Consider the following 22,972-nt stretch of genomic DNA (forward strand, 5'->3'; position numbering starts at 1 on the left):
TGACGCTGGTTCATATCTGAGGGATGCCCAATGTTTTACGTGCAACGCGATGCGCAAGGTGAGTTGATTCGCGTGGAAGCTGCGGCCTACGCCGAGGCCACGGAAACGCTGCCGGCCGACCATCATGAAATCCAGGCTTGGTACGCCAACGAAGCCGTGGAAAACAGCCTCAAACAGCTCAAGCAGAGCGACTTTGAGATGATTCGGGTACTCGACGACCTGATTCAGGTGCTGACCAGCAAAGGTGTGATCCGCGTCACCGACCTGCCGGAAGCGGCCCAGGCCAAGCTGATGGACCGGACTCAGGCACGTGAGGCATTGGGCGGGTTGAGTCAGTTGATTGATGAGGATGAGGGCGGGTTGATTTAGAAGCAAAAGATCGCAGCCTTCGGCAGCTCCTACAGGGAACGCATTCCAATGTAGGAGCTGCCGAAGGCTGCGATCTTTTCGCTCTCAAATCTTGAGATTTACTTCCAAGGCTTGGGCTCACCCAACAACTGCCCCTGAACCCCATACAAGCCCATCTCGCGAATCACCGACAACTCCCCTTCCGTCTCGACCCGTTCGGCAATCAGCGGCAGATCAATGCTGTGCGCCGCGCGCTGGATGGCTTCGATAAACAGACGCTTGTCGCTCTCCTGATCAATCGCACGAATGTAGCTGCCATCGATCTTCAAGTACGCCAGCCCTAGCCGCGCCAGATTGCCGATCATGCTGAAGCGTCCGCCGAAACGTTGCAGGCTCAGGGAGAAACCCAGTTCACGCAGACGCCGGGTCAATTGCTCCAGCACCGCTTGTTCAGGCAATTGCTCCTCGCCGATCTCAAGGGTCAGGCGTGGGCCGAGGTTGGAATGCATCCGCAAAATCTCGAAGATTTTGTTCAATGCCTGTGGGTCCGCCAACGTAGCCGAAGACAGGTTCAGCGCCAACGAATCCTCATGTTCTTTCATCTGCTCCAGCACACGCTCCAGCATCAGGCGATCGAGCCGTGCGGTCCAGCCGAAGCGCTCCAGCCACGGCAAGAAGCGGCCGGCCGGAACGGTCTGGCCCTGCTCGTCGAGCAAGCGCGACAGCACTTTGTAATGCAGCACCAGTTGCGTGTCTTGCGCGGCCACCACTGGCTGGAAATACAACTCGAAGCGCTGCTGACTCAGAGCCTGGTCAAGCAAGCGATGCCAGGCATGGTGATCGTCGCCGACATCGGCGTTCAGGCTGTGATCGATACACGCCCAGTTCTGCTCACCCTGCCCTTCGGCCTGGGCCAATGCCTGATCGCCGAGACTGAGCACCGCTTGTGGTGAATCGCCGTGTGCAAACGGTGCAAGACCGATCGAGGCTACCGCCGCCACGTCAGTTGCGCCGGTGGCGTGCAGGCTGCTCAGGGCACTGTCGAGGTTCTGCGCCAGTTGCAGCGCTTCCTCACGCACCAGGCCCGGCGCCAGCACGGCAAACTCACCGCCACGAATACGCGTGACGAGGTTCTGGGTTTCCGGGTATTTGGCGCATTCGCGCGACAGTTGCTCGCCGACCGCTTTCAACAATTCATCGGTGCGCTGACCACCCAGGCGCTGGTTCAATCCGGCCAGATCCTGGACCCGTAACAGCAGCAGATAACCTGAGCTGGCCTGCTCCGGGTTGCTCACGCGATTGTTCAGTTGCATCTCGAAATAACGCCGGTTGGCCAGCCCCGTGAGGTTGTCCTGATAGGACTCGGCGCGCAGTTTTTCGCTGCGCTCGGCCTGCTCCTGAAACAGCGCCTTGAGCTTCTCGACCATCTGGTTCATCGCCTGCACCACACGGCGAAGTTCAGGGGTGCGCGGCAGGTCCGGCAGGCTGAGGAATTCACGCCGGGCGATGGCGTGGGACTGTTTGACCATGTAATCCAGCGGCTTCAACTGGCGACGCAGCAGCAGCGCGCCGAGCACCGCACTCACGGCGCCGCAAACCAACAGCCAACCGAGGCTGCCCAACGCGCTCTGCCACAGCTTGGCCACGGCAAACATCGGATGGCTGACCACCTCGACCCGCGCGGCCTGTTCCCAGCCGCGACTGACCAATGCATCACCGCCGGCCGGCTCCAGACCGATCAGTTTGACGAACCAGTCAGGCACGTTACTCACCGTGGGCGCGCCGTTGCGCTCGACGATGGTCTGGTCGGTCTTCACATCGACCACGCGGATGCTCGCGTAGTAACCGCTGTCGAAAATCGAGCTGACCAGCAGCTCGACCATCGCCGGGTCGTCGATATTCGGGGTAAGCGACAACGCCAACGCCGTGGCGGCGTCCTGAGCGTGAGAGCGCAACTGGTTGACGTACTGGGTACGCGAGCTCTCCAGACTGACCATGAAGCTGCCGGTGAAGGCGACCACCAGGAACAGACAGATAGCGAGCAACAGCTGTTTGAACAAGGACATCTGAGCGCGTGCTCCTAGTTAATCGTTTCGATCGCGAAACCTTCGGCCTGCATTTTCTTCAGCACATCCTGCCAACGCGACAGGCGCTTGGTGTCGCCGACCTTTTTGTTGCCCTTGGCGCCCGGCAGATACAAACCTTCAGCATTGAAAGAGTAGACCGGCAGCAAATCGGTTCGCTGGGAGGCAGGCTGAATCGGATCGATCAGGCTGTCGAGCACCAGCGGCATGGCATCGGGAGTGGCATAGTACGTCAGCACCATGTGCGCGCGGTTCTGGCGCAGTGCCTTGACGTAAGTGATGCGCAGCTTGTCACTGGACACCCCGAGATGACGCAGGCTGAAATACTTGGCGATCGCATAGTCTTCGCAGTCACCGGCGCCTTTCCACAGTGCTTCGATGGGGGTTTCCCAATAGTCGACCTCATGCCACAGATCAATGTCTTCGACATAGCGCACCTGTTTGTTGAAGAACAGGTTCACCACTTTGAGTTTTTCCATTTCGCTGACCTGTTTCTGCGTGGCCAACAGATTTTGCCAGGCATCGATCCGCTGCTGTCCGGCGCCCAGCGGTCCGTAGATCGCCGTGGCCTTGCGGCTGATCGCGGAAAAATCCCAATCGGCATTCAGACCGCCCAGCATGAGGCCGGCCAGCAACAGTGCGCAGCCTAGCCAGCGCATCATCCGAGGGATCGCGAAACGTACCGCCACAGCAGGTTTCCAGAGGGCAGGAAGGAAAGCGTTTGATGGTGAAGCTTAGCCCGTTAAAAAACAATGGCACCATGAGATCATCGTGACCGCGCTAAACTGTATTGCAGGCGTCGATCCTCTACACGGTTTGACAAGCTGTAGAGCAATCACTAGTGTCCTTTGGATCCAAATTCAGTCGACATACAGGGTGCGTAGTCGTGACACAGAAGCCCAAACCGCTGCAGAGCATTAAAGTCGATGGGCCCATTCCCGCACACTTGGCTCGCTCGATCATTGAAGAAACCCTGCGCGCAGCCATCCTTGACGGACGCTTGCCCTGCGGTACCGCCCTGCGCCAGCAGGATCTGGCCGATCTGTTCGGGGTCAGCCGCATGCCCGTGCGCGAAGCCTTGCGTCAGCTTGAGGCACAAGCGCTGCTGAGTGTGACCGCACACAAAGGCGCAGTGGTTGCGCCGCTGATTCAGGGTGATGCCACGCAAACCTACGAGTTGCGGATTCTGCTTGAGTCCGAAGCCATGCGCCAATCCATTCCGCTGCTGACCGCTGCCGATCACGAGCAGGCGGCCAGGTATATCGACGAGCTCGAGACACAGCACGATTACACGGAGATCGGCCGGCTCAACCGTTTATTGCACATGGCGATGTACAGCAAGGCACCCAACCGGCGGCTATTACGGCTGGTCGAAGACGGGCTCAACGAAGAAGAGCGCTTCCTGCGCTTCAACCTCGAGGCCATGGGCCTGGGCAAGCTGTCTCAGGACGACCACCGCGCCATGCTGCAAGCGGTGATGGAGCGTGATGTCGAACGTTCGGTGGCGCTGCTTGAGCAGCACCTCAACCGTGGTGTTGAAGTCATCAACCGCTATCTCGCCAGCCCTGAAGCACAACACCGCAAAGCCGCACGCTGAACCTGCACGCCGGGAGGGGAGCAATGCTTCTGCCCGGCGAATAACCCGCTTACAAATCCCCCGCCCTACGGGCACGAATCCACTGGCATATCCCCTCCTGCGCTCTAACCTCCTGCGCCAAACAAGCCCGAAATCGGTACGCCTCGCGGTGACCAATCGGTAATAGCCGTGAAGGCCATTTACCCTCAGTCTTGAACCGCCAACACAATAAAGAACGGGCGACGCACCGCACTGAAGGCGCAGTCCCCGCAACAGGAACCTACGGAAGGAGCCTTGTCACGGGAAAAGGAAAGATCGGCGCCGTTCCAGGCCACCTTTCATCCCCTTAAACAACTTCAATTTTTTTAATTTAAAAGTTGCTTCGAGTGAGGCATTCACTCTGTTTATTCGATTTTGGTCTTTATTAACCGAAAGGAGCAACTTCGCCTGAATAAAACTTACTCGAAGAGTTTTATCGGACACTCTCACACTTGAAAAACGACAACTAAAAATAATTAAAAAAATACTTGTTAAGTTGTTTTCCGATGTATTAGTTTTTCTCCGCCGAGCTTGAGATCTCTTCTCCTGCCGCACATAGACCCACAGCATGAGCAATAGAGGGCGATACCTCGCCTGAATAGCGTGCTGTACGCATAGACGCTTAGTTCAACTGCATTAACTTGCATGAGGTCACTGCTCGCCCGAAAAAAGATTAACGAACCGACGCCCCATTGATCGCGCAGTTGCAACGTATTGTCCATTTCATATCAAGGATAGAGCCCCGTCATGTCTAATACAAAGCACCAACTTGCCCTGAAAAAAGCCGAACTCAGCGCTCACCCGATTTTTGCCGAAATTGATTCAATGACTGTTTTGCGACGTTTCATGGAAAGCCACGTGTTTGCCGTGTGGGATTTCATGTCACTGACCAAACGCCTGCAACAGGAACTGACCTGCACCCGTTTGCCCTGGCTGCCGCCGCGTGATCCGCATGCTGCGCGCCTGATCAACGAGATTGTCCTCGGAGAGGAATCCGACGACCGCCTGAGCCACGGTCATTACAGTCATTTCGAGTTGTATCTGGATGCCATGCGCGAAGTCGGCGCTAGCACCTCGGCGGCGGAACGCTTCGTCGCGCTGCAAAAGGAAGGCGTGAGTTATGACGTGGCGCTGCAAAGTGTCGACGTCGATCCGGCCGCTGCCCAATTCGTCCGTGACACCTTGCGCACCGCCCTGCATGCGCCGGGGCACAGCGTTGCCGCCGCGTTCCTTCATGGTCGCGAAAGTGTGATCCCGACCATGTTCCAGCGCATCCTCGACGACTGGGGCATCGGCATCGAGCAGGCGCCGACCTTTCGCTATTACCTGGAGCGGCACATCGAGGTCGACTCCGAGGATCACGGCCCGGCGGCGGAGCAGTTGCTCGAGCGCCTGGTCGATGGCGATCCGCAACGCGAGGCCGAGGTATACGCCAGCGCCATCGCCGCCGTCGAAAGCCGCATAGCCCTGTGGGATGGCCTGCGCGTGAGCATGCGCGAGCCGTTGGCGGAGGTTGCCCAATGAACGCCGCCGACTATCAGTCCTTTGCAGATGTCTGGGAAAGCCGCGCCACCATCCGCACGCGCCCGCGCCGCGTTCTGGAAAACGACGAGCGTCTGATCTATCCGCTCAGTCGCCAACCACTGGTGCTCAGCGAAACCTTCCTGCGTGAATGCCCGCAGCAACGTGATTTCGCCTTGGTGCAGACGCTGTACAAGTTCATCAACGACGTGGTGATTTTCGAGACCGAAATCGTCGACAAAACCGCGCGCAGCATTGCCAAGAACCGCTTCGCCGTAGCGTTCCCGTTCGCCTGTCGTTACGACGCGATGACCGTTGTGGTCGACGAGGATTACCACGCGCTGGTGGCGATGGATTTCATGCAGCAGACGGTCGCCATGACCGGCATTGAGCCGATCCGCTTGCCGGAACAAATCGAACTGAGCCGGGCGATTCCCGCTGCTGTCGCGCTGGCGCCGGAACATCTGCGCAGCGCCGTGGAACTGATCTGCGTGGCCATCGCCGAGAACACCGTGACCGGCGACGTGGCGGCGTTCGCCCGCGACGACACGGTCAAGCCGTCGATCAAAGGCCTGATGGCCGACCACTTGCTCGACGAGGGTCGTCATTCCAGTTTCTGGGCGCGGATGGTGCGCATCTATTGGCACACCGCGAGCGAGGCTGATCGTGAAGCAATCGCGAAAATCCTGCCGGTGTTCATCGGCCATTACCTGACCAACGACATTCAGAAATCCTTCGATTTACGCCTGATCGATGCCCTGCAGGTCAGCGAAGGCACGCGCCTTTTGCTCAAGGAAGAGATGACCGGTCTGGCCTTCCCGATCAATCGCCATCACCCGCTGGTGGGCAACATCATCAAGTTTTTCCACAACAGCTCGCTGCTCGACACACCGTGCGTGCAGCACGGCCTGCGCGACTACCTGATTTGAGGAGGCCGACATGAAACGTCTCGATATTTTATTGATTGGCGCCAGCCAGGCGATGACCGACCTGGCGCAGGAACTTGAACAGCAGGGTCACTCTCTGGATCGCAGCGGCGCAGCGAAATCGACGGTGGATTTGATCATTGACGATGGCTTCATTGCGGCTGGCGACTTCTGCGCGATCCCACACCTGCATCTGCGCTTAGGGGTCGGTGGGCATAGCAATGCAGGCCTGCCGTCGATCGACCTGCTGTGCTTTCTCGGCTCGACATTGATCAGCCGCGTGCCGATTGGCGATGAGCCGTCCGGCAACGGGCAGGCATTGCGCCAAAGGGTGCTGGTGCACTTGGTGGACGAAGTGTCGTTGCTGGTCAGCCGCTACTCCCGCGACTCGGAATACTTGCGGTATGCCGCTGCGGTGACGGCGCCGGATTTCGAGCGGCTGGAAAATCTGCAGTTTCTCGACAGCCTTGCCTACGTCCATCGCCTTAACGCCACAGTGAATGCCGCACTGCTGGAACGGGCGCAGATTCCGCTGATCGAGCGCCTGCAACAGAGCCTGATTCGCCACGCCGATCGGCCGGCGCTGCACCTCGCTGAGCAGTCGATCAGCTATCGACAGTTGTATGCGCATAGCCAGGCGATCCAACAGCGCTTGCAGGCCCTGCTCGACTCGCATCCGCAGCCTTGGGTGGTAGGCATTTGTTTACCGAAAAGCCCCGCGCTGTTCGCCTCCATTCTGGCGATTCTCGGCAGTGGAGCGGTGTATTTGCCGCTGGAACCCAGCCATCCGTTGCAGCGTCAGCAATACATTCTGCAAAACGCGGGCGCGCTGCTGTTGCTGCATGACGGTTTGCACCCGCTGAGCGAATTGATGCCGGGGATGGATGTCAGCCACATCGACAGGGCCGACGCAAACCTCGCGCAACCGTTGATGCGCCAGCGCCCCGAACTCGACGCGCCGTGCATGGCGCTCTACACCTCGGGCACCACCGGGCATCCGAAGGGTGTGTTGCTCAGTCAGGCAAACCTTGCGCACTTCACTGCGTGGTACGCCGACTACACACAACTCAACACCAGTAGCCGGGTACTGCAGTTCTCTTCGCTGAGTTTCGACTCGTCGCTGATCGACATTTTCCCGACCTTGCTCGAAGGCGCCGAACTGGTGGTGCCCGACGACACGCAACGGCGCGATCCGCTGCAACTGGTCGCACTGATTCGCCGCCGACAACTTACACACGCGTTCCTGCCACCGGCGCTGTTGAGCATCCTGCCGCTGGAACAACTGCAAGGCGTGCAACAGATAATGACGGGGGGCGATGTCTGCGAGCCGTTCGTCATCGAGCAACTGACCCGCCAAGGCAAACTGCACAACCTCTACGGCCCCACTGAAGCCACGGTTTTGATCACTGCGCGGCAGCTCGAACCGGGTGACAGCAATCGTACACTCGGTGCACCGATCGCCAACAGCCATGTGCTGATTCTCGATGACGACCTGCAACCGGTGGCCGAGCACACCGTCGGCGAATTGTTCATCGTCGGCCCCGGTGTCTGCCTCGGTTACCTCAACAATCCACAGCAGACCGCCGAGCGCTATCTGACCCTCAACCTGCCGGGCGGCGAGCAACTGCGCGCCTATCGCAGTGGCGACATGGCCAAGTGGAGCGAGCACGGCATCGAGCTGTGTGGACGACGCGACAATCAGGTGAAGATCCGTGGCTTTCGGGTCGAGCCGGAAGAGATAGAGCGCTGCCTGCGCGAGAGCCAGTTGTACCGACAGGTGGTGGTGGTGATCGACAGTCAGCGACGGATTCTGGCGTTTCTCACCCAGCCGCAAACGGACGCCGCCCGCGACGCATTGAAAGCCCACGCCCAGCAGTTTTTACCCGACTACATGCAACCGGTGGCGTGGACTGAGCTGCCGAGCATGCCGTTCGCCAGCAATGGCAAGGTCGACCGAAAAGCGCTGCTGGGGTTACCGGTGAGCGTGCAGGACAACGGCCCGAAATGCCTGCCGGCCAATGAAGACGAGGTGCTGCTGCTGGAGATCTGGGCGGAGTTGCTGGAGCTGCCGACCAGCGATATTTCCACCGACGAGAGCTTCTTCAATCTCGGCGGCCACTCGATTCTGCTGTCGCGCATGTTGCTGCGCTTGCGTGAAGAGTTTGGCCGCAGCATCTCGATCAATCGCTTCATCGAACAGCCGACCATCATCAAACTCGCCACGCTAGTGCGCGGCACCGATGACAGCGCCGTACTCAGCGTCCAGGCCATGGCCGACGCCGAGCGTACGCTGGACATCGAACCGCTGCCAATCAGCCGCATGGGCGATGTGCACAAGGTGATCGTCACCGGCGCCAACAGTTTTGTCGGCGTGCACATCGTCGAGGCGCTGCTCGGTTGGGGCGCCAGTGAAGTGGCGTGCCTGGTGCGCGACGGGGGCGGGCAAACAGCGGCGCAGCGCTTCGCTCAGGCACTGCGCGAAAACCGGCTGGAACATCTGGATCTGAGTCGGGTGCGGGTGTACGCGGCAGACATCACCCGTCCGCAACTCGGGCTGGGGGAGGACGACTATCAACGGCTGGACAGTGAGTTCGGTGCGCTGGTGCACAACGCGGCCAACGTCAATCACGTCCTTGATTACGAGTCGCTGGCAGCGGACAACGTCGAGCCGATTTTCGAGCTACTGCGCCTGTGCGAAGGGCGCAGCAAAAAGGTTTTCAATTTTGTCTCGACACTGTCGGCTTCAAGCACGGTCGACGACGCGGGTCGGGTGCTGGAGTTGCCTGCCGCGCCGACGCCACCGATCTACATCCGCAATGGCTATAACCTGTCGAAATGGGTCGGCGAACGCATCCTCGAACGGGCGCGGACACTGGGTGTACGGGTCAATCTGTATCGCCCCGGCAACATCAGTTTCAACAGCCTGAGCGGCGTCTGCCAGCCGCACAAAAACCGCTTGATGCTGATGCTCAAAGGCTCGATTCAGCTCGGCCAGGTGCCTGCATTCGCACTGAATTTCGACCTGATGCCGGTGGACTTTCTCGCCCGCTTCATCGCCTTTCACGCCAGCCGTTACGCGGCGGAACGGGCGGTGTTCAACCTGCACAACCCCGAGCCTCTGAGCTGGGACGCCTACGTCGCCTCGTTCCGCGATACCGGCAGCGAATTCTCGCTGGTCAGCGTCGCCGACTGGCAGCAACAACTGGGACGGGTCGACGCCGACAACGCGCTGTTCGGCGTGCTCGGTTTCTACCTCAACGGCTTCGAAGAAGACATCGGCGACATCTCTCTGATCGGCCACGCCAACGCGCAAGCCGGCGTGCAGCAGATGGGCGCGCATTACCCGGAAAAATCCCCGGCGCTGCTGCGCCGCGGCTGCGATTACCTGAAAGAAATCAACTTCATCTAGTTCATCAAAAAGGAGCACCACCATGAACACTCTGCAACCCGACACCCTGATCAAAAACCCGCACGGCTGCCACGTCATGTCTTCGGTTGAAGTACCAGCAGAAGCGACGAAAGTCTGGGCGGTGGTCGGCGACTTCGGCGGTTTCGACCGTTTCATTCCGGCGCTGTCGCACATCGAGATGACCGGTGAGGGTGTGTCCTCGCTGCGCAAGAAATTCTTCAGGGATGGCAACGTGGTGGTTGAACAACTCAACTCCCGCGACGAGCAGGCGCAAAGCATGACCTGGACGACGATCTACAACACCCTGGGCGTGGCCAATCTTTGGGCGGCGATGAAGGTTGAATCGTTGGGCGAAGGGCAGTCGCGGGCGACCTGGACGATCATTGCCGAGCCGGCCAGTGCAGGGGCGGAGGCGTTGCCGGGGTTCAAGGATTTTGTGCAGGGGTTTGCGGATGATGCGATGGGGAATGTGTTGAAGCTGTTCGTTTAGGGCTTGAGTTGAGCGGTGGGTGAACTACCGCCATCGCTGGCAAGCCAGCTCCCACAGGGTCCAGGTCGTTCACAAATGTTGTGTTCGCCAAAAAACCTGTGGGAGCGGGCTTGTCCGCGATGAGCGATAACGCGATCAGATCTTGAAGCTGTCCACCAACTGCTTCAAACGATTCGCCTGCTGCGACAACGCATCACAATCCTTCAACGTTTCGTTGAGGTTGGCCACGCTCTGCTGGTTCAACAGGTTGATCTGGTTAACGTCGACGTTGAGGGTTTCCACCACCGCCGTCTGCTCTTCAGTCGCAGCGGCTACCGACTGGTTCATGCCGTCGATTTCGCCGATGCGCTGGGTCACGCTGACCAGGCGCAAACCGGCCTGGTTGGCCACTTCAACGCTCTGCTCGCTGGACGCCTGGCTGGCGTTCATGGTGCTCACCGCCTCACGCGAACCGACCTGCAACGACGTGATCATCTTGTGGATCTCTTCCGCCGATTCCTGGGTGCGATGGGCGAGGTTACGTACCTCGTCCGCCACTACCGCAAAACCGCGTCCCGCTTCACCTGCACGTGCTGCTTCAATCGCGGCGTTGAGCGCCAGCAGATTGGTCTGCTGCGAAATGCCTTTGATCACATCGAGGATGTGGCCAATGTTGTCGGTGCTGGCGTTCAGCGTTTCGATCTGCGTGCACGACAGGCTGATCTTCTGCGACAACTCGGTCATCGCCAGAATGGTTTGCTCCACCACTTGGCGACCGTCATCAGCCTGCTCACTCGCGCCGCTGGCGTGCTGCGAAGCATCAGCAGCATTGCGGGCGATTTCCTGAGTGGCGGCACCCAGTTCGTTGATCGCGGCGGCGACGCTGTTGGTGCGCGCACTTTGCTCGTCCGAACCGACGATGGAAGCGTTGGACGAAGCCATCACACGTTGCGACAGATCATGCACCTGGCGGGTCGCCGAAGACACTTCGGAAATCGACGCGTGAATCCGCTCGACAAACTGGTTGAACGAGCTGCCCAGTTCACCGAATTCATCTTTGCTCTCGACCGCCAGACGACGCGTCAAATCGCCTTCGCCTTGCGCAATGTCCTGCATCGCGCGGCCCATGGTGATCAGCGGACGCATCAACACAGTGATCAAAAGGCTCAGGAACACGGCAATCGCCCCCACCGCCACGAACATGGCGATCAGCGCCGAAGTACGGAACTGGCTGAGTGCGGCGTAGGCCTTGTCGCGATCGATCGACAGACCGATGTACCACTCGGCATTGGGCAAACCACTGACCGGGGTAAACGACAGGATGCGTTCCTGACCGTTGAGCACGACGTTCTGGTTGCCCTTCTCGATGCGGACGCTGGAGTTCGGGTAGATGTCTTTCAGGTTCTTCATCACCTGATCTTTGTCCGGGCTGACGATCACCTGGCCGTCACCGCTGACCAGAAACGCATGGCCGATGCCACCGAAGTCCACCGAGTTGATGATCTTCACCAGGGTTTCCAGGCTCAGGTCACCGCCGACCACGCCAATCAACTCGCCGTTCTTCTTCACCGGCATGGCAATGGTCACCACCAGACCGCCGACGGCGGCCATGTACGGCGGCGTCAGCATAGTTTTGTCGGCTACCACTGCTTGCTTGTACCAAGGGCGCTGACGCGGGTCGTAACCGTCCGGCATCTTCGCGTCTGGGCGTTGGGTGAATACACCGTTGGCCTGGCCGACGTAGGTGAACTGGAAGTTCGAGGTGAAGGCTGGTTGATCGACCAGGCCCGGGAAGTCGGCTTCCTTGCCCTGATGGGCAACGTTCTGCGCGAGGTTTTCCAGCACCAGGATCCGCCCGCTCATCCAGTTCTGCACGCTGCTGGCGGTCAGATCGCCGGCCTGCTGCACGGAGGACTGGAGGTTCTGGCGAATGGTGTTTCGCTGCAGATAGTCGTTGTAGAGGGTGAATAAAGCGAAAGCCAGGACCACGACGCCCGAGGCGGCCAACAGGATTTTATGGCTGAACTTGAGATTCATTTCATGGGACTTCTTATGCAAAAGTGGGTATGCGTTCGGGGATGCAACATTCCATGTAGCTCCAAATATCCAATAGCTGGCAGGCAGCGTTCTGATGGCCGCTCTACTTTGGTGCACGCATGTCTCACCAGTCTGTCGGCACGTTTCGGAGAAATCTTAGGGTTGTGTGGGAAATGGATGGCATTAATGTCGGATTCCCGCCGAACGGCGTGCCAGAGCTGTCGCCAACGTGTTTTTTATGAGCGTTCTTCGAGGTTTCTTCTGGCGCAGTGCGAAGGTTTGACGCACAAGCAGATCGCCGAACAGATGGGATTATCGCTGCGTTCGGTCGAGCGCTACGTCGCCGATGCGCTCTATCACTGCTATGTGCTGCGGTACGACAGCTGATGCCTGTGGACAAGTTATCCCTCGGCCGCCGCGCCGAGCCCCAGCAACAGGTGGTCAAGCAGGCGATTCACTGGCTGCTGCGTCTGCGCAACAACCACGGTAATTCACGCTTGAGCCGCCAGTGCGAACAATGGCGCGCCGATTACGCCACCGCGACGGGCGAGCGGCGCGGATTCCAGTTGCCAGACGGCACGCGGATCGAGCTCAACACCGCCAGTACGGTGGATCTGGATTACACCGCGCAGCAAAGGCTGATCAAACTCACTCGCGGCGAAATTCTCGTCGCCTGCGGCGGCGCGGACGAGGGCTCAGCCTTCGAACGGCCGCTGCGTGTGCAAAGTCGTCATGGCGTTTACGAGCCGCAGGGCGCGCGGTTCGTTTTGCGCCAGGACAGCGATTGCACGCGACTGAGCGTCACCAGTGGGTGTGTTGCCATTAACGCTGGCGGCACCTCGATCGAGGCACTCGCCGGGCAGAGTTATCTGATCGATCACCATCACGTGCGCTCGGCGCCACCGCTGAATATGGATGTCGGCGCGCGGGCCGACGGCTTGATTGTCACGCGCAATATGCGTCTGGGCGATTTCCTCAGTGAGGTCGGTCGTTATCGTCAGGGCTTTTTGAGCTGCGCGTCGGATGTGGCTGATTTGCGTCTGTCCGGCGTATTCCGCCTGGAGGACACAGACAAATTACTAGCAATCCTGCCGCGGACCTTGCCGGTGCAACTGCGTCGATTGGCTACGACCTGGGCAAAGTCGGCTTGAAGGGCATTGACGTACGCCTGAACGCGAACAATCTGACAAACGAGTCCTACGTGGCATCCTGCGCCAGCCTGAACTTCTGCTACATGGGCGAAGAGCGTAATGTTGCAGCCACGGTCAGCTATCAGTTCTAAGCCATTGCCTTGTGCATAAAAAAGCCAGCCCCGGATGTTCAGGGGCTGGCTTTTTCATATCTGTGGGGAAACATTTCATGCGCGCTGCACGGTAACTGGGTACTGCTGCTGATGGGGTCGGTTGCCGTTGCTTGGGTGATCGATTGTTTCGTAGCCCTTTGGCGGACGTTGCCGCGTGGCAGGCGGCGCTGGAAAAAGGGTCGACCGCCTAACTGAGTTAACAACAGGCTTACGATAGGGCAAAGCAGGAGGGGGAAAAGTTAGGGCTGACAGCGTCAATCGGGGAGTCGTATTACAGCTTTGAGTACAACTTCTACGGCGCAGGATTTGGACAGCACGACACGGAAGCACATGGCAAATCCTGGCTGTTCTTTCACGGTACGGATGGGCGATTGCTAGGGCAGGAAATCGCAGGACATGGGACGTTGGGAGAACAGTTTTATCGGTTGCAGTTACCGATACATGGTGGACGGATCATCGGGTTTACTGGCCAAGTGATGATCGCGGTATTAGGCGTTTTGATTGCGGTTTTATCGGCAACTGGTGTCCGCATCTGGTGGCGCAAGTGACAGGCTCGACGTATCAGCAAGGCTCGCAAAGCAGCTTGATGGTTTGATTTTTATAAGCTCTGAAACAACAAAACCCCTGTCTGCGTTAGCAGACAGGGGTTTCGGAATTTAATCTTGACGATGACCTACTCTCACATGGGGAAACCCCACACTACCATCGGCGATGCATCGTTTCACTACTGAGTTCGGGATGGGATCAGGTGGTTCCAACGCTCTATGGTCGTCAAGAAATTCTATAACTGGCCCGTCAACACGATGACGAGACAGCAAAAACGGGTACTTCTACTAAAACAAAACCCCAACTGCTTTCGCAATTGGGGTTTCGGAATTTAATCTTGACGATGACCTACTCTCACATGGGGAAACCCCACACTACCATCGGCGATGCATCGTTTCACTGCTGAGTTCGGGATGGGATCAGGTGGTTCCAACGCTCTATGGTCGTCAAGAAATTCGGGTACTGAGTCGTGGCCAGATGGCCTCGCTTCAGCAAATTGGGTATGTGACAGCTTTCGGTGTTTGTGAACATCGAACTTTCGGTTCGTTTCGTCTTCACACACCGCAATCTGATGCTCTTTCGAGTAGTCAAATTGCTTGGGTGTTATATGGTCAAGCCTCACGGGCAATTAGTATTGGTTAGCTCAACGCCTCACAGCGCTTACACACCCAACCTATCAACGTCGTAGTCTTCGACGGCCCTTCAGGGAACTCAAGGTTCCAGTGAGATCTCATCTTGAGGCAAGTTTCCCGCTTAGATGCTTTCAGCGGTTATCTTTCCCGAACATAGCTACCCGGCAATGCCACTGGCGTGACAACCGGAACACCAGAGGTTCGTCCACTCCGGTCCTCTCGTACTAGGAGCAGCCCCTCTCAAATCTCAAACGTCCACGGCAGATAGGGACCGAACTGTCTCACGACGTTCTAAACCCAGCTCGCGTACCACTTTAAATGGCGAACAGCCATACCCTTGGGACCGGCTTCAGCCCCAGGATGTGATGAGCCGACATCGAGGTGCCAAACACCGCCGTCGATATGAACTCTTGGGCGGTATCAGCCTGTTATCCCCGGAGTACCTTTTATCCGTTGAGCGATGGCCCTTCCATACAGAACCACCGGATCACTAAGACCTACTTTCGTACCTGCTCGACGTGTCTGTCTCGCAGTCAAGCGCGCTTTTGCCTTTATACTCTACGACCGATTTCCGACCGGTCTGAGCGCACCTTCGTACTCCTCCGTTACTCTTTAGGAGGAGACCGCCCCAGTCAAACTACCCACCATACACTGTCCTCGATCCGGATAACGGACCTGAGTTAGAACCTCAAAGTTGCCAGGGTGGTATTTCAAGGTTGGCTCCACGCGAACTGGCGTCCACGCTTCAAAGCCTCCCACCTATCCTACACAAGCAAATTCAAAGTCCAGTGCAAAGCTATAGTAAAGGTTCACGGGGTCTTTCCGTCTAGCCGCGGATACACTGCATCTTCACAGCGATTTCAATTTCACTGAGTCTCGGGTGGAGACAGCGCCGCCATCGTTACGCCATTCGTGCAGGTCGGAACTTACCCGACAAGGAATTTCGCTACCTTAGGACCGTTATAGTTACGGCCGCCGTTTACCGGGGCTTCGATCAAGAGCTTCGCGTTAGCTAACCCCATCAATTAACCTTCCGGCACCGGGCAGGCGTCACACCCTATACGTCCACTTTCGTGTTTGCAGAGTGCTGTGTTTTTAATAAACAGTCGCAGCGGCCTGGTATCTTCGACCGGCATGAGCTTACGGAGCAAGTCCTTCACCCTCACCGGCGCACCTTCTCCCGAAGTTACGGTGCCATTTTGCCTAGTTCCTTCACCCGAGTTCTCTCAAGCGCCTTGGTATTCTCTACCCAACCACCTGTGTCGGTTTGGGGTACGGTTCCTGGTTACCTGAAGCTTAGAAGCTTTTCTTGGAAGCATGGCATCAACCACTTCGTCATCTAAAAGATGACTCGTCATCAGCTCTCGGCCTTAGAATCCCGGATTTACCTAAGATTCCAGCCTACCACCTTAAACTTGGACAACCAACGCCAAGCTGGCCTAGCCTTCTCCGTCCCTCCATCGCAATAACCAGAAGTACAGGAATATTAACCTGTTTTCCATCGACTACGCTTTTCAGCCTCGCCTTAGGGACCGACTAACCCTGCGTCGATTAACGTTGCGCAGGAAACCTTGGTCTTTCGGCGTGGGTGTTTTTCACACCCATTGTCGTTACTCATGTCAGCATTCGCACTTCTGATACCTCCAGCAAGCTTCTCAACTCACCTTCACAGGCTTACAGAACGCTCCTCTACCGCATCATCCTAAGATGATACCCGTAGCTTCGGTGTATGGTTTGAGCCCCGTTACATCTTCCGCGCAGGCCGACTCGACTAGTGAGCTATTACGCTTTCTTTAAAGGGTGGCTGCTTCTAAGCCAACCTCCTAGCTGTCTAAGCCTTCCCACATCGTTTCCCACTTAACCATAACTTTGGGACCTTAGCTGACGGTCTGGGTTGTTTCCCTTTTCACGACGGACGTTAGCACCCGCCGTGTGTCTCCCATGCTCGGCACTTGTAGGTATTCGGAGTTTGCATCGGTTTGGTAAGTCGGGATGACCCCCTAGCCGAAACAGTGCTCTACCCCCTACAGTGATACATGAGGCGCTACCTAAATAGCTTTCGAGGAGAACCAGCTATCTCCGAGCTTGATTAGCCTTTCACTCCGATCCACAGGTCATCCGCTAACTTTTCAACGGTAGTCGGTTCGGTCCTCCAGTTAGTGTTACCCAACCTTCAACCTGCCCATGGATAGATCGCCCGGTTTCGGGTCTATTCCCAGCGACTAGACGCCCTATTAAGACTCGCTTTCGCTACGCCTCCCCTATTCGGTTAAGCTCGCCACTGAAAATAAGTCGCTGACCCATTATACAAAAGGTACGCAGTCACAGAACAAAGTCTGCTCCCACTGCTTGTACGCATACGGTTTCAGGATCTATTTCACTCCCCTCTCCGGGGTTCTTTTCGCCTTTCCCTCACGGTACTAGTTCACTATCGGTCAGTCAGTAGTATTTAGCCTTGGAGGATGGTCCCCCCATATTCAGACAAAGTTTCTCGTGCTCCGTCCTACTCGATTTCATGACTAAGAGATTTTCGCGTACAGGGCTATCACCCACTATGGCCGCACTTTCCAGAGCGTTCCGCTAATCTCAAAGCCACTTAAGGGCTAGTCCCCGTTCGCTCGCCACTACTAAGGGAATCTCGGTTGATTTCTTTTCCTCAGGGTACTTAGATGTTTCAGTTCCCCTGGTTCGCCTCTTGCACCTATGTATTCAGTACAAGATAACCATCTTATGATGGCTGGGTTCCCCCATTCAGACATCTCCGGATCAAAGTCTGTTTGCCGACTCCCCGAAGCTTTTCGCAGGCTACCACGTCTTTCATCGCCTCTGACTGCCAAGGCATCCACCGTATGCGCTTCTTCACTTGACCATATAACCCCAAGCAATCTGGTTATACTGTGAAGACGACATTCGCCGAAAATTCGATAATACTCAATTCAGAGTAACTCACAAATTTTACCTTAGCCTGATCCGTTACCAGTGAAAGTAACGTTCAGTCTATCTTTCTATCACATACCCAAATTTTTAAAGAACGATCTAATCAAAGACTAGAAATCAACATTCACCATCTTTCAATGGAATGCTCATTTCTAAGCTTTCATACGTCAGAAGCAGTAGTGGTGGAGCCAAACGGGATCGAACCGTTGACCTCCTGCGTGCAAGGCAGGCGCTCTCCCAGCTGAGCTATGGCCCCGTATTTCTACAGGCGTTTCCCACACAAAATTGGTGGGTCTGGGCAGATTCGAACTGCCGACCTCACCCTTATCAGGGGTGCGCTCTAACCAACTGAGCTACAGACCCAATTTCGGGCTGCTTCTTATCGTCTTCTTCAATGAATCAAGCAATTCGTGTGGGAGCTCATGGAGCAGCTGATGTCGTCGATTAAGGAGGTGATCCAGCCGCAGGTTCCCCTACGGCTACCTTGTTACGACTTCACCCCAGTCATGAATCACACCGTGGTAACCGTCCTCCCGAAGGTTAGACTAGCTACTTCTGGTGCAACCCACTCCCATGGTGTGACGGGCGGTGTGTACAAGGCCCGGGAACGTATTCACCGTGACATTCTGATTCACGATTACTAGCGATTCCGACTTCACGCAGTCGAGTTGCAGACTGCGATCCGGACTACGATCGGTTTTATGGGATTAGCTCCACCTCGCGGCTTGGCAACCCTTTGTACCGACCATTGTAGCACGTGTGTAGCCCAGGCCGTAAGGGCCATGATGACTTGACGTCATCCCCACCTTCCTCCGGTTTGTCACCGGCAGTCTCCTTAGAGTGCCCACCATTACGTGCTGGTAACTAAGGACAAGGGTTGCGCTCGTTACGGGACTTAACCCAACATCTCACGACACGAGCTGACGACAGCCATGCAGCACCTGTCTCAATGTTCCCGAAGGCACCAATCCATCTCTGGAAAGTTCATTGGATGTCAAGGCCTGGTAAGGTTCTTCGCGTTGCTTCGAATTAAACCACATGCTCCACCGCTTGTGCGGGCCCCCGTCAATTCATTTGAGTTTTAACCTTGCGGCCGTACTCCCCAGGCGGTCAACTTAATGCGTTAGCTGCGCCACTAAGAGCTCAAGGCTCCCAACGGCTAGTTGACATCGTTTACGGCGTGGACTACCAGGGTATCTAATCCTGTTTGCTCCCCACGCTTTCGCACCTCAGTGTCAGTATCAGTCCAGGTGGTCGCCTTCGCCACTGGTGTTCCTTCCTATATCTACGCATTTCACCGCTACACAGGAAATTCCACCACCCTCTACCATACTCTAGCTTGTCAGTTTTGAATGCAGTTCCCAGGTTGAGCCCGGGGATTTCACATCCAACTTAACAAACCACCTACGCGCGCTTTACGCCCAGTAATTCCGATTAACGCTTGCACCCTCTGTATTACCGCGGCTGCTGGCACAGAGTTAGCCGGTGCTTATTCTGTCGGTAACGTCAAAACACTAACGTATTAGGTTAATGCCCTTCCTCCCAACTTAAAGTGCTTTACAATCCGAAGACCTTCTTCACACACGCGGCATGGCTGGATCAGGCTTTCGCCCATTGTCCAATATTCCCCACTGCTGCCTCCCGTAGGAGTCTGGACCGTGTCTCAGTTCCAGTGTGACTGATCATCCTCTCAGACCAGTTACGGATCGTCGCCTTGGTGAGCCATTACCTCACCAACTAGCTAATCCGACCTAGGCTCATCTGATAGCGCAAGGCCCGAAGGTCCCCTGCTTTCTCCCGTAGGACGTATGCGGTATTAGCGTTCCTTTCGAAACGTTGTCCCCCACTACCAGGCAGATTCCTAGGCATTACTCACCCGTCCGCCGCTGAATTCAGGAGCAAGCTCCTGTCATCCGCTCGACTTGCATGTGTTAGGCCTGCCGCCAGCGTTCAATCTGAGCCATGATCAAACTCTTCAGTTCAAACATCTTTGGGTTTTTAAGAAACCCTAAACTTGGCTCAGCAATCGTTGGTTACATCTTTGATTTCTCGCGGAGTAACTTGTGATGCTGATAATCTTGTTGACTATCAGTCTGACCCCACAAGCACCCACACGAATTGCTTGATTCAGTTGTTAAAGAGCGGTTGGTTAAGACCTTTCGTCTCAACCGAGGCGCGCATTCTACAGCAGCCTCATTTGCTGTCAAGTGATTATTTTCAGAAGCTTTCGAAGAATTCTTCAACAACTTCAACCACTTGCGCTTCCGATCTCTCGTTAGCGGGAGGCGAATTCTACAGCGTTACTCGCTGTTGTCAACACCTCTTTTTCTCCGCTTTCGACCGAGAAGATCGAACCGTTAAAAGAGCCAAACATCACCGCTCTTTCAACTCCTTCCAGGCTTCGATGAACTGAAGCGACCCACTCTCGAAACCTACTTAACTCATTGAATCTCAAGGAGTTTTCCGTTTCGACTGCGCCGGAAGTGGGGCGAATTATAGACGTCTGGAATCTGCCGTCAACCGCTAATTTCGCTTTTCTTTCAATTACTTGCAGATTGATCAAGAAATGATCAGATCACCCTTTATATATAGAGGAAAATGCCAAGCCTTCTATATAGAAGGCTTCTTAAAGCACTCCATCCTCTTTCAGCACAGCCACCGCTCCCGCGCCCAAACCCAGGACTCTCTGCAAAACCTCCAAGGTATGCTCACCCAACAAAGGAGGCGCAAGGCGATACTCGACAGGGGTTTGCGACATTCGAATAGGGCTCGCCACCTGAGGCACCATCCCCGCCAACGCATGGGGCAACTCTATTGCCAACCCGCGAGCCTTCACCTGCGGATCCTCAAACACCTGCGACAGATCATTGATCGGGCCACACGGCACGCCCGCCATCTCCAACTGAGCTACCCACTCAGCCGTGGTCTTGAAGACTGTCGCCTGGCGAATCAGAGGAATCAGCACCGCACGATTCGCCACCCGCAGCTTATTAGTAGTGAAGCGCGGATCATCAGCCCACTGTGGCTGACCCGCCACTTCAGCAAACTTGCGGAACTGCCCGTCATTGCCCACGGTAAGGATGAAATCGCCATCTGCCGTAGGAAAGTCCTGATAAGGCACGATGTTCGGATGCGCATTGCCCAGGCGCTTGGGTGCATTGCCCGTGGTCAGGTAGTTCATCGCTTGGTTAGCCAGGCAGGCTACCTGCACATCCAGCAATGCCATATCGATGTGCTGACCACCACCGTCGTGATCACGATGAGCCAGCGCCGCCAGTATCGCCACGGTCGAATACAGCCCGGTCAGGATATCCGTCAGCGCCACACCAACCTTCACCGGCCCGGCACCTTCATCTCCTTCTGGCCGACCGGTCAGACTCATCAGCCCACCCAGCCCCTGGATCATGAAGTCGTAACCGGCACGCTTGGCATAGGGCCCGGTCTGACCGAAGCCAGTGATCGAGCAGTAGATCAGATCCGGATTGATCGCCTTCAGCGACTCATAGTCCAACCCATAAGCCGCCAGACCACCCACCTTGAAGTTCTCAATGAGGATGTCCGACTTGGCTGCGAGCTCGCGAACAAGCTTTTGACCCTCGGGACGCGTGAAGTCGATGGTCACCGATTGCTTGTTGCGGTTAGCCGACAGGTAGTAAGCCGCCTCCGACGTGTTCTCACCATAAGCGTCTTTAAGGAAGGGTGGCCCCCAGGCGCGAGTGTCGTCACCATTGCCCGGGCGCTCGACCTTGATCACTTCGGCGCCAAGGTCGGCAAGGATCTGCCCGGCCCACGGCCCGGCCAACACTCGCGATAAATCCAGTACCCGCAGATGCGACAGCGCGCCCATGGTCGCTCTCCTATTAATAGAACGCCTGCAGACCGGTTTGCGCGCGACCGAGGATCAGCGCGTGGACATCGTGCGTACCTTCATAGGTATTCACCACTTCCAGGTTGACCAAGTGGCGGGCCACACCGAACTCGTCGGAGATACCGTTGCCGCCCAGCATGTCGCGAGCCATGCGGGCGATATCCAGCGACTTGCCGCACGAGTTGCGCTTCATGATCGAAGTGATTTCGACCGCAGCCGTGCCTTCATCCTTCATGCGCCCCAAACGCAGGCAACCTTGCAGGGCCAGCGTGATCTCGGTCTGCATGTCCGCCAGTTTTTTCTGGATCAGCTGGGTAGCGGCCAAAGGACGGCCGAACTGCATGCGGTCCAGCGTGTATTGGCGTGCGGTGTGCCAGCAGAACTCGGCAGCACCCAGCGCACCCCAAGAGATGCCGTAGCGTGCGGAGTTAAGGCAGGTGAACGGACCTTTCAGACCACGCACGTCAGGGAAGATGTTTTCTTCCGGCACGAATACGTTGTCCATGACGATCTCACCGGTGATCGAGGCGCGCAGACCGACTTTGCCGTGAATCGCCGGAGCGCTCAGGCCCTTCCAGCCTTTCTCCAGCACGAAGCCACGGATGTCGCCGGCATCGTCCTTGGCCCAAACCACGAACACATCGGCGATCGGGCTGTTGGTAATCCACATCTTCGCGCCAGTCAGGCTGTAGCCGCCGTCGACTTTGCGTGCACGAGTAATCATCGCGCCAGGGTCGGAACCGTGGTTAGGCTCGGTCAGACCGAAGCAGCCGATCCATTCGCCGGAAGCCAGTTTCGGCAGGTATTTCCGTTTCTGCGCTTCAGTGCCGAATTCGTTGATCGGCACCATTACCAGCGAGGACTGCACGCTCATCATCGAGCGATAGCCGGAATCGACACGCTCCACTTCACGGGCAATCAGGCCGTAGCTGACATAGTTGAGGCCACTGCCACCGTACTGCTCAGGAATGGTCGCGCCCAACAGGCCGACTTCACCCATCTCGCGGAAGATTGCCGGATCGGTCTTCTCATGGCGGAAAGCTTCGAGCACACGCGGCGCGAGCTTCTGCTGAGCGAACTGCTCGGCAGTGTCGCGGATCATGCGCTCTTCTTCGGTGAGCTGTTGATCCAGCAGCAGGGGATCGATCCAGTTGAAGCTAGCTTTACCGCCCATGAGTGTGCCCTCGTAAATCGGTGAATTAACGTGGCATTGATCCTAGGCGCGGTTCGCGGTCGCGGCAAACGAGGATTTCGCATTCTGTTGTGCTAATTTCTCA

12 protein-coding genes, 2 tRNA genes, 4 rRNA genes and 4 pseudogenes are annotated in these 22,972 nt (G+C 56.8%); 10 read left to right on the forward strand and 12 right to left on the reverse strand.

The features are described from left to right. Nucleotides 1–30 precede the first annotated feature (30 nt). The gene (locus AB4P92_RS14635) at nt 31–369 is read left to right on the forward strand and encodes a hypothetical protein (RefSeq protein WP_042557024.1); all 339 of its coding nucleotides are present in this window, start codon (nt 31–33) and stop codon (nt 367–369) included. Nucleotides 370–467: 98 nt separating this feature from the next. Here AB4P92_RS14635 and lapD read toward each other — a convergent pair whose 3' ends face one another. Next, nucleotides 468–2,414 carry a cyclic di-GMP receptor LapD gene (gene lapD / locus AB4P92_RS14640; protein ID WP_042557023.1) on the reverse strand — a complete coding sequence of 649 codons (1,947 nt, stop codon included), beginning with the start codon at nt 2,412–2,414 and terminating at the stop codon, nt 468–470. A 14-nt stretch (nt 2,415–2,428) separates the two neighbouring features. Continuing rightward, on the reverse strand, nt 2,429–3,121 hold the full coding sequence (gene lapG, locus AB4P92_RS14645) for a cysteine protease LapG (protein ID WP_042557022.1): 693 nt from the start codon (nt 3,119–3,121) through the stop codon (nt 2,429–2,431). 197 nt (nt 3,122–3,318) lie between these two features. Between lapG and AB4P92_RS14650 the strand changes: the two genes are divergently transcribed. The 5 genes from AB4P92_RS14650 (at nt 3,319) to AB4P92_RS14670 (ending at nt 10,393) form a co-directional block, all read left to right on the forward strand. Beyond that, complete coding sequence (locus AB4P92_RS14650) at nt 3,319–4,029, forward strand: GntR family transcriptional regulator (protein WP_042557021.1); 711 nt, start codon at nt 3,319–3,321, stop codon at nt 4,027–4,029. A 765-nt stretch (nt 4,030–4,794) separates the two neighbouring features. Next, nucleotides 4,795–5,571, forward strand: coding sequence for a DUF3050 domain-containing protein (locus AB4P92_RS14655; RefSeq protein WP_042557020.1), 777 nt, complete (start codon nt 4,795–4,797; stop codon nt 5,569–5,571). Further along, nucleotides 5,568–6,497 carry a diiron oxygenase gene (locus AB4P92_RS14660; protein WP_395599640.1) on the forward strand — a complete coding sequence of 310 codons (930 nt, stop codon included), beginning with the start codon at nt 5,568–5,570 and terminating at the stop codon, nt 6,495–6,497. Before AB4P92_RS14655 ends, AB4P92_RS14660 begins: the two co-directional genes overlap by 4 nt. 10 nt (nt 6,498–6,507) lie before the next feature. Further along, the gene (locus AB4P92_RS14665; protein ID WP_395599641.1) at nt 6,508–9,903 is read left to right on the forward strand and encodes an amino acid adenylation domain-containing protein; all 3,396 of its coding nucleotides are present in this window, start codon (nt 6,508–6,510) and stop codon (nt 9,901–9,903) included. A 22-nt stretch (nt 9,904–9,925) separates the two neighbouring features. Further along, a complete protein-coding gene (locus AB4P92_RS14670) occupies nt 9,926–10,393 on the forward strand; it encodes an SRPBCC family protein (protein WP_395599642.1) in 468 nt (155 codons plus the stop codon). A 135-nt stretch (nt 10,394–10,528) separates the two neighbouring features. On the opposite strand, the gene AB4P92_RS14675 is transcribed toward AB4P92_RS14670, so the two are convergent. Then, a complete protein-coding gene (locus AB4P92_RS14675; protein WP_371857642.1) occupies nt 10,529–11,314 on the reverse strand; it encodes a methyl-accepting chemotaxis protein in 786 nt (261 codons plus the stop codon). A 69-nt stretch (nt 11,315–11,383) separates the two neighbouring features. Beyond that, nucleotides 11,384–12,409 (reverse strand): annotated as a pseudogene (locus AB4P92_RS14680) (cache domain-containing protein); the annotation flags it as partial. A 255-nt stretch (nt 12,410–12,664) separates the two neighbouring features. Between AB4P92_RS14680 and AB4P92_RS14685 the strand changes: the two are divergent. The 4 genes and pseudogenes from AB4P92_RS14685 to AB4P92_RS14700 form a co-directional block, all read left to right on the forward strand. Then, nucleotides 12,665–12,796, forward strand: a pseudogene (locus tag AB4P92_RS14685) (sigma factor-like helix-turn-helix DNA-binding protein); the annotation flags it as partial. Continuing rightward, nucleotides 12,796–13,560, forward strand: a complete 765-nt coding sequence (locus AB4P92_RS14690) for a FecR domain-containing protein (RefSeq protein ID WP_395599643.1) — start codon at nt 12,796–12,798, stop codon at nt 13,558–13,560. The pseudogene AB4P92_RS14685 and the gene AB4P92_RS14690, both read left to right, overlap by 1 nt. Continuing rightward, nucleotides 13,524–13,691 (forward strand): annotated as a pseudogene (locus AB4P92_RS14695) (hypothetical protein); the annotation flags it as partial. The gene AB4P92_RS14690 and the pseudogene AB4P92_RS14695, both read left to right, overlap by 37 nt. An 84-nt stretch (nt 13,692–13,775) precedes the next feature. Then, nucleotides 13,776–14,260, forward strand: a pseudogene (locus AB4P92_RS14700) (PepSY domain-containing protein); the annotation flags it as partial. A 112-nt stretch (nt 14,261–14,372) separates the two neighbouring features. Here AB4P92_RS14700 and rrf (AB4P92_RS14705) read toward each other — a convergent pair. The 8 genes from rrf (AB4P92_RS14705) to AB4P92_RS14740 form a co-directional block, all read right to left on the reverse strand. Continuing rightward, nucleotides 14,373–14,488, reverse strand: a 5S ribosomal RNA gene (gene rrf / locus AB4P92_RS14705). 105 nt (nt 14,489–14,593) lie between these two features. After that, nucleotides 14,594–14,709 (reverse strand): 5S ribosomal RNA (rrf, locus tag AB4P92_RS14710). A gap of 156 nt (nt 14,710–14,865) precedes the next feature. After that, nucleotides 14,866–17,759 (reverse strand): 23S ribosomal RNA (locus tag AB4P92_RS14715). 248 nt (nt 17,760–18,007) lie between these two features. Continuing rightward, a tRNA-Ala gene (locus AB4P92_RS14720) sits at nt 18,008–18,083 on the reverse strand. A 30-nt stretch (nt 18,084–18,113) separates the two neighbouring features. Further along, nucleotides 18,114–18,190 (reverse strand) — tRNA-Ile (locus tag AB4P92_RS14725). Between the two features lie 82 nt (nt 18,191–18,272). After that, a 16S ribosomal RNA gene (locus AB4P92_RS14730) occupies nt 18,273–19,809 on the reverse strand. Together the 16S, 23S and 5S rRNA genes with 2 tRNA genes alongside form the textbook arrangement of a ribosomal RNA operon. A gap of 644 nt (nt 19,810–20,453) precedes the next feature. After that, the gene (locus tag AB4P92_RS14735) at nt 20,454–21,674 is read right to left on the reverse strand and encodes a CaiB/BaiF CoA-transferase family protein (protein ID WP_047299228.1); all 1,221 of its coding nucleotides are present in this window, start codon (nt 21,672–21,674) and stop codon (nt 20,454–20,456) included. Between the two features lie 13 nt (nt 21,675–21,687). After that, complete coding sequence (locus tag AB4P92_RS14740; RefSeq protein ID WP_395599644.1) at nt 21,688–22,869, reverse strand: acyl-CoA dehydrogenase; 1,182 nt, start codon at nt 22,867–22,869, stop codon at nt 21,688–21,690. Nucleotides 22,870–22,972 lie beyond the last annotated feature (103 nt).

The sequence above is a fragment of the Pseudomonas sp. A0308 genome, from assembly GCF_044218815.1.
Taxonomy (GTDB): domain Bacteria; phylum Pseudomonadota; class Gammaproteobacteria; order Pseudomonadales; family Pseudomonadaceae; genus Aquipseudomonas; species Aquipseudomonas iridis.

What these genes read in the sequence shown, in the direction of transcription:
- AB4P92_RS14655 (WP_042557020.1), top strand. Translation starts at nt 4,795, where the DNA reads ATGTCTAATACAAAGCACCAACTTGCCCTGAAAAAAGCCGAACTCAGC.
- AB4P92_RS14660 (WP_395599640.1), top strand. Translation starts at nt 5,568, where the DNA reads ATGAACGCCGCCGACTATCAGTCCTTTGCAGATGTCTGGGAAAGCCGC.
- AB4P92_RS14690 (WP_395599643.1), top strand. Translation starts at nt 12,796, where the DNA reads ATGCCTGTGGACAAGTTATCCCTCGGCCGCCGCGCCGAGCCCCAGCAA.
- AB4P92_RS14670 (WP_395599642.1), top strand. Translation starts at nt 9,926, where the DNA reads ATGAACACTCTGCAACCCGACACCCTGATCAAAAACCCGCACGGCTGC.
- AB4P92_RS14735 (WP_047299228.1), bottom strand. Translation starts at nt 21,674, where the DNA reads ATGGGCGCGCTGTCGCATCTGCGGGTACTGGATTTATCGCGAGTGTTG.
- AB4P92_RS14740 (WP_395599644.1), bottom strand. Translation starts at nt 22,869, where the DNA reads ATGGGCGGTAAAGCTAGCTTCAACTGGATCGATCCCCTGCTGCTGGAT.
- AB4P92_RS14665 (WP_395599641.1), top strand. Translation starts at nt 6,508, where the DNA reads ATGAAACGTCTCGATATTTTATTGATTGGCGCCAGCCAGGCGATGACC.
- AB4P92_RS14635 (WP_042557024.1), top strand. Translation starts at nt 31, where the DNA reads ATGTTTTACGTGCAACGCGATGCGCAAGGTGAGTTGATTCGCGTGGAA.
- AB4P92_RS14675 (WP_371857642.1), bottom strand. Translation starts at nt 11,314, where the DNA reads ATGGCTTCGTCCAACGCTTCCATCGTCGGTTCGGACGAGCAAAGTGCG.
- lapD (WP_042557023.1), bottom strand. Translation starts at nt 2,414, where the DNA reads ATGTCCTTGTTCAAACAGCTGTTGCTCGCTATCTGTCTGTTCCTGGTG.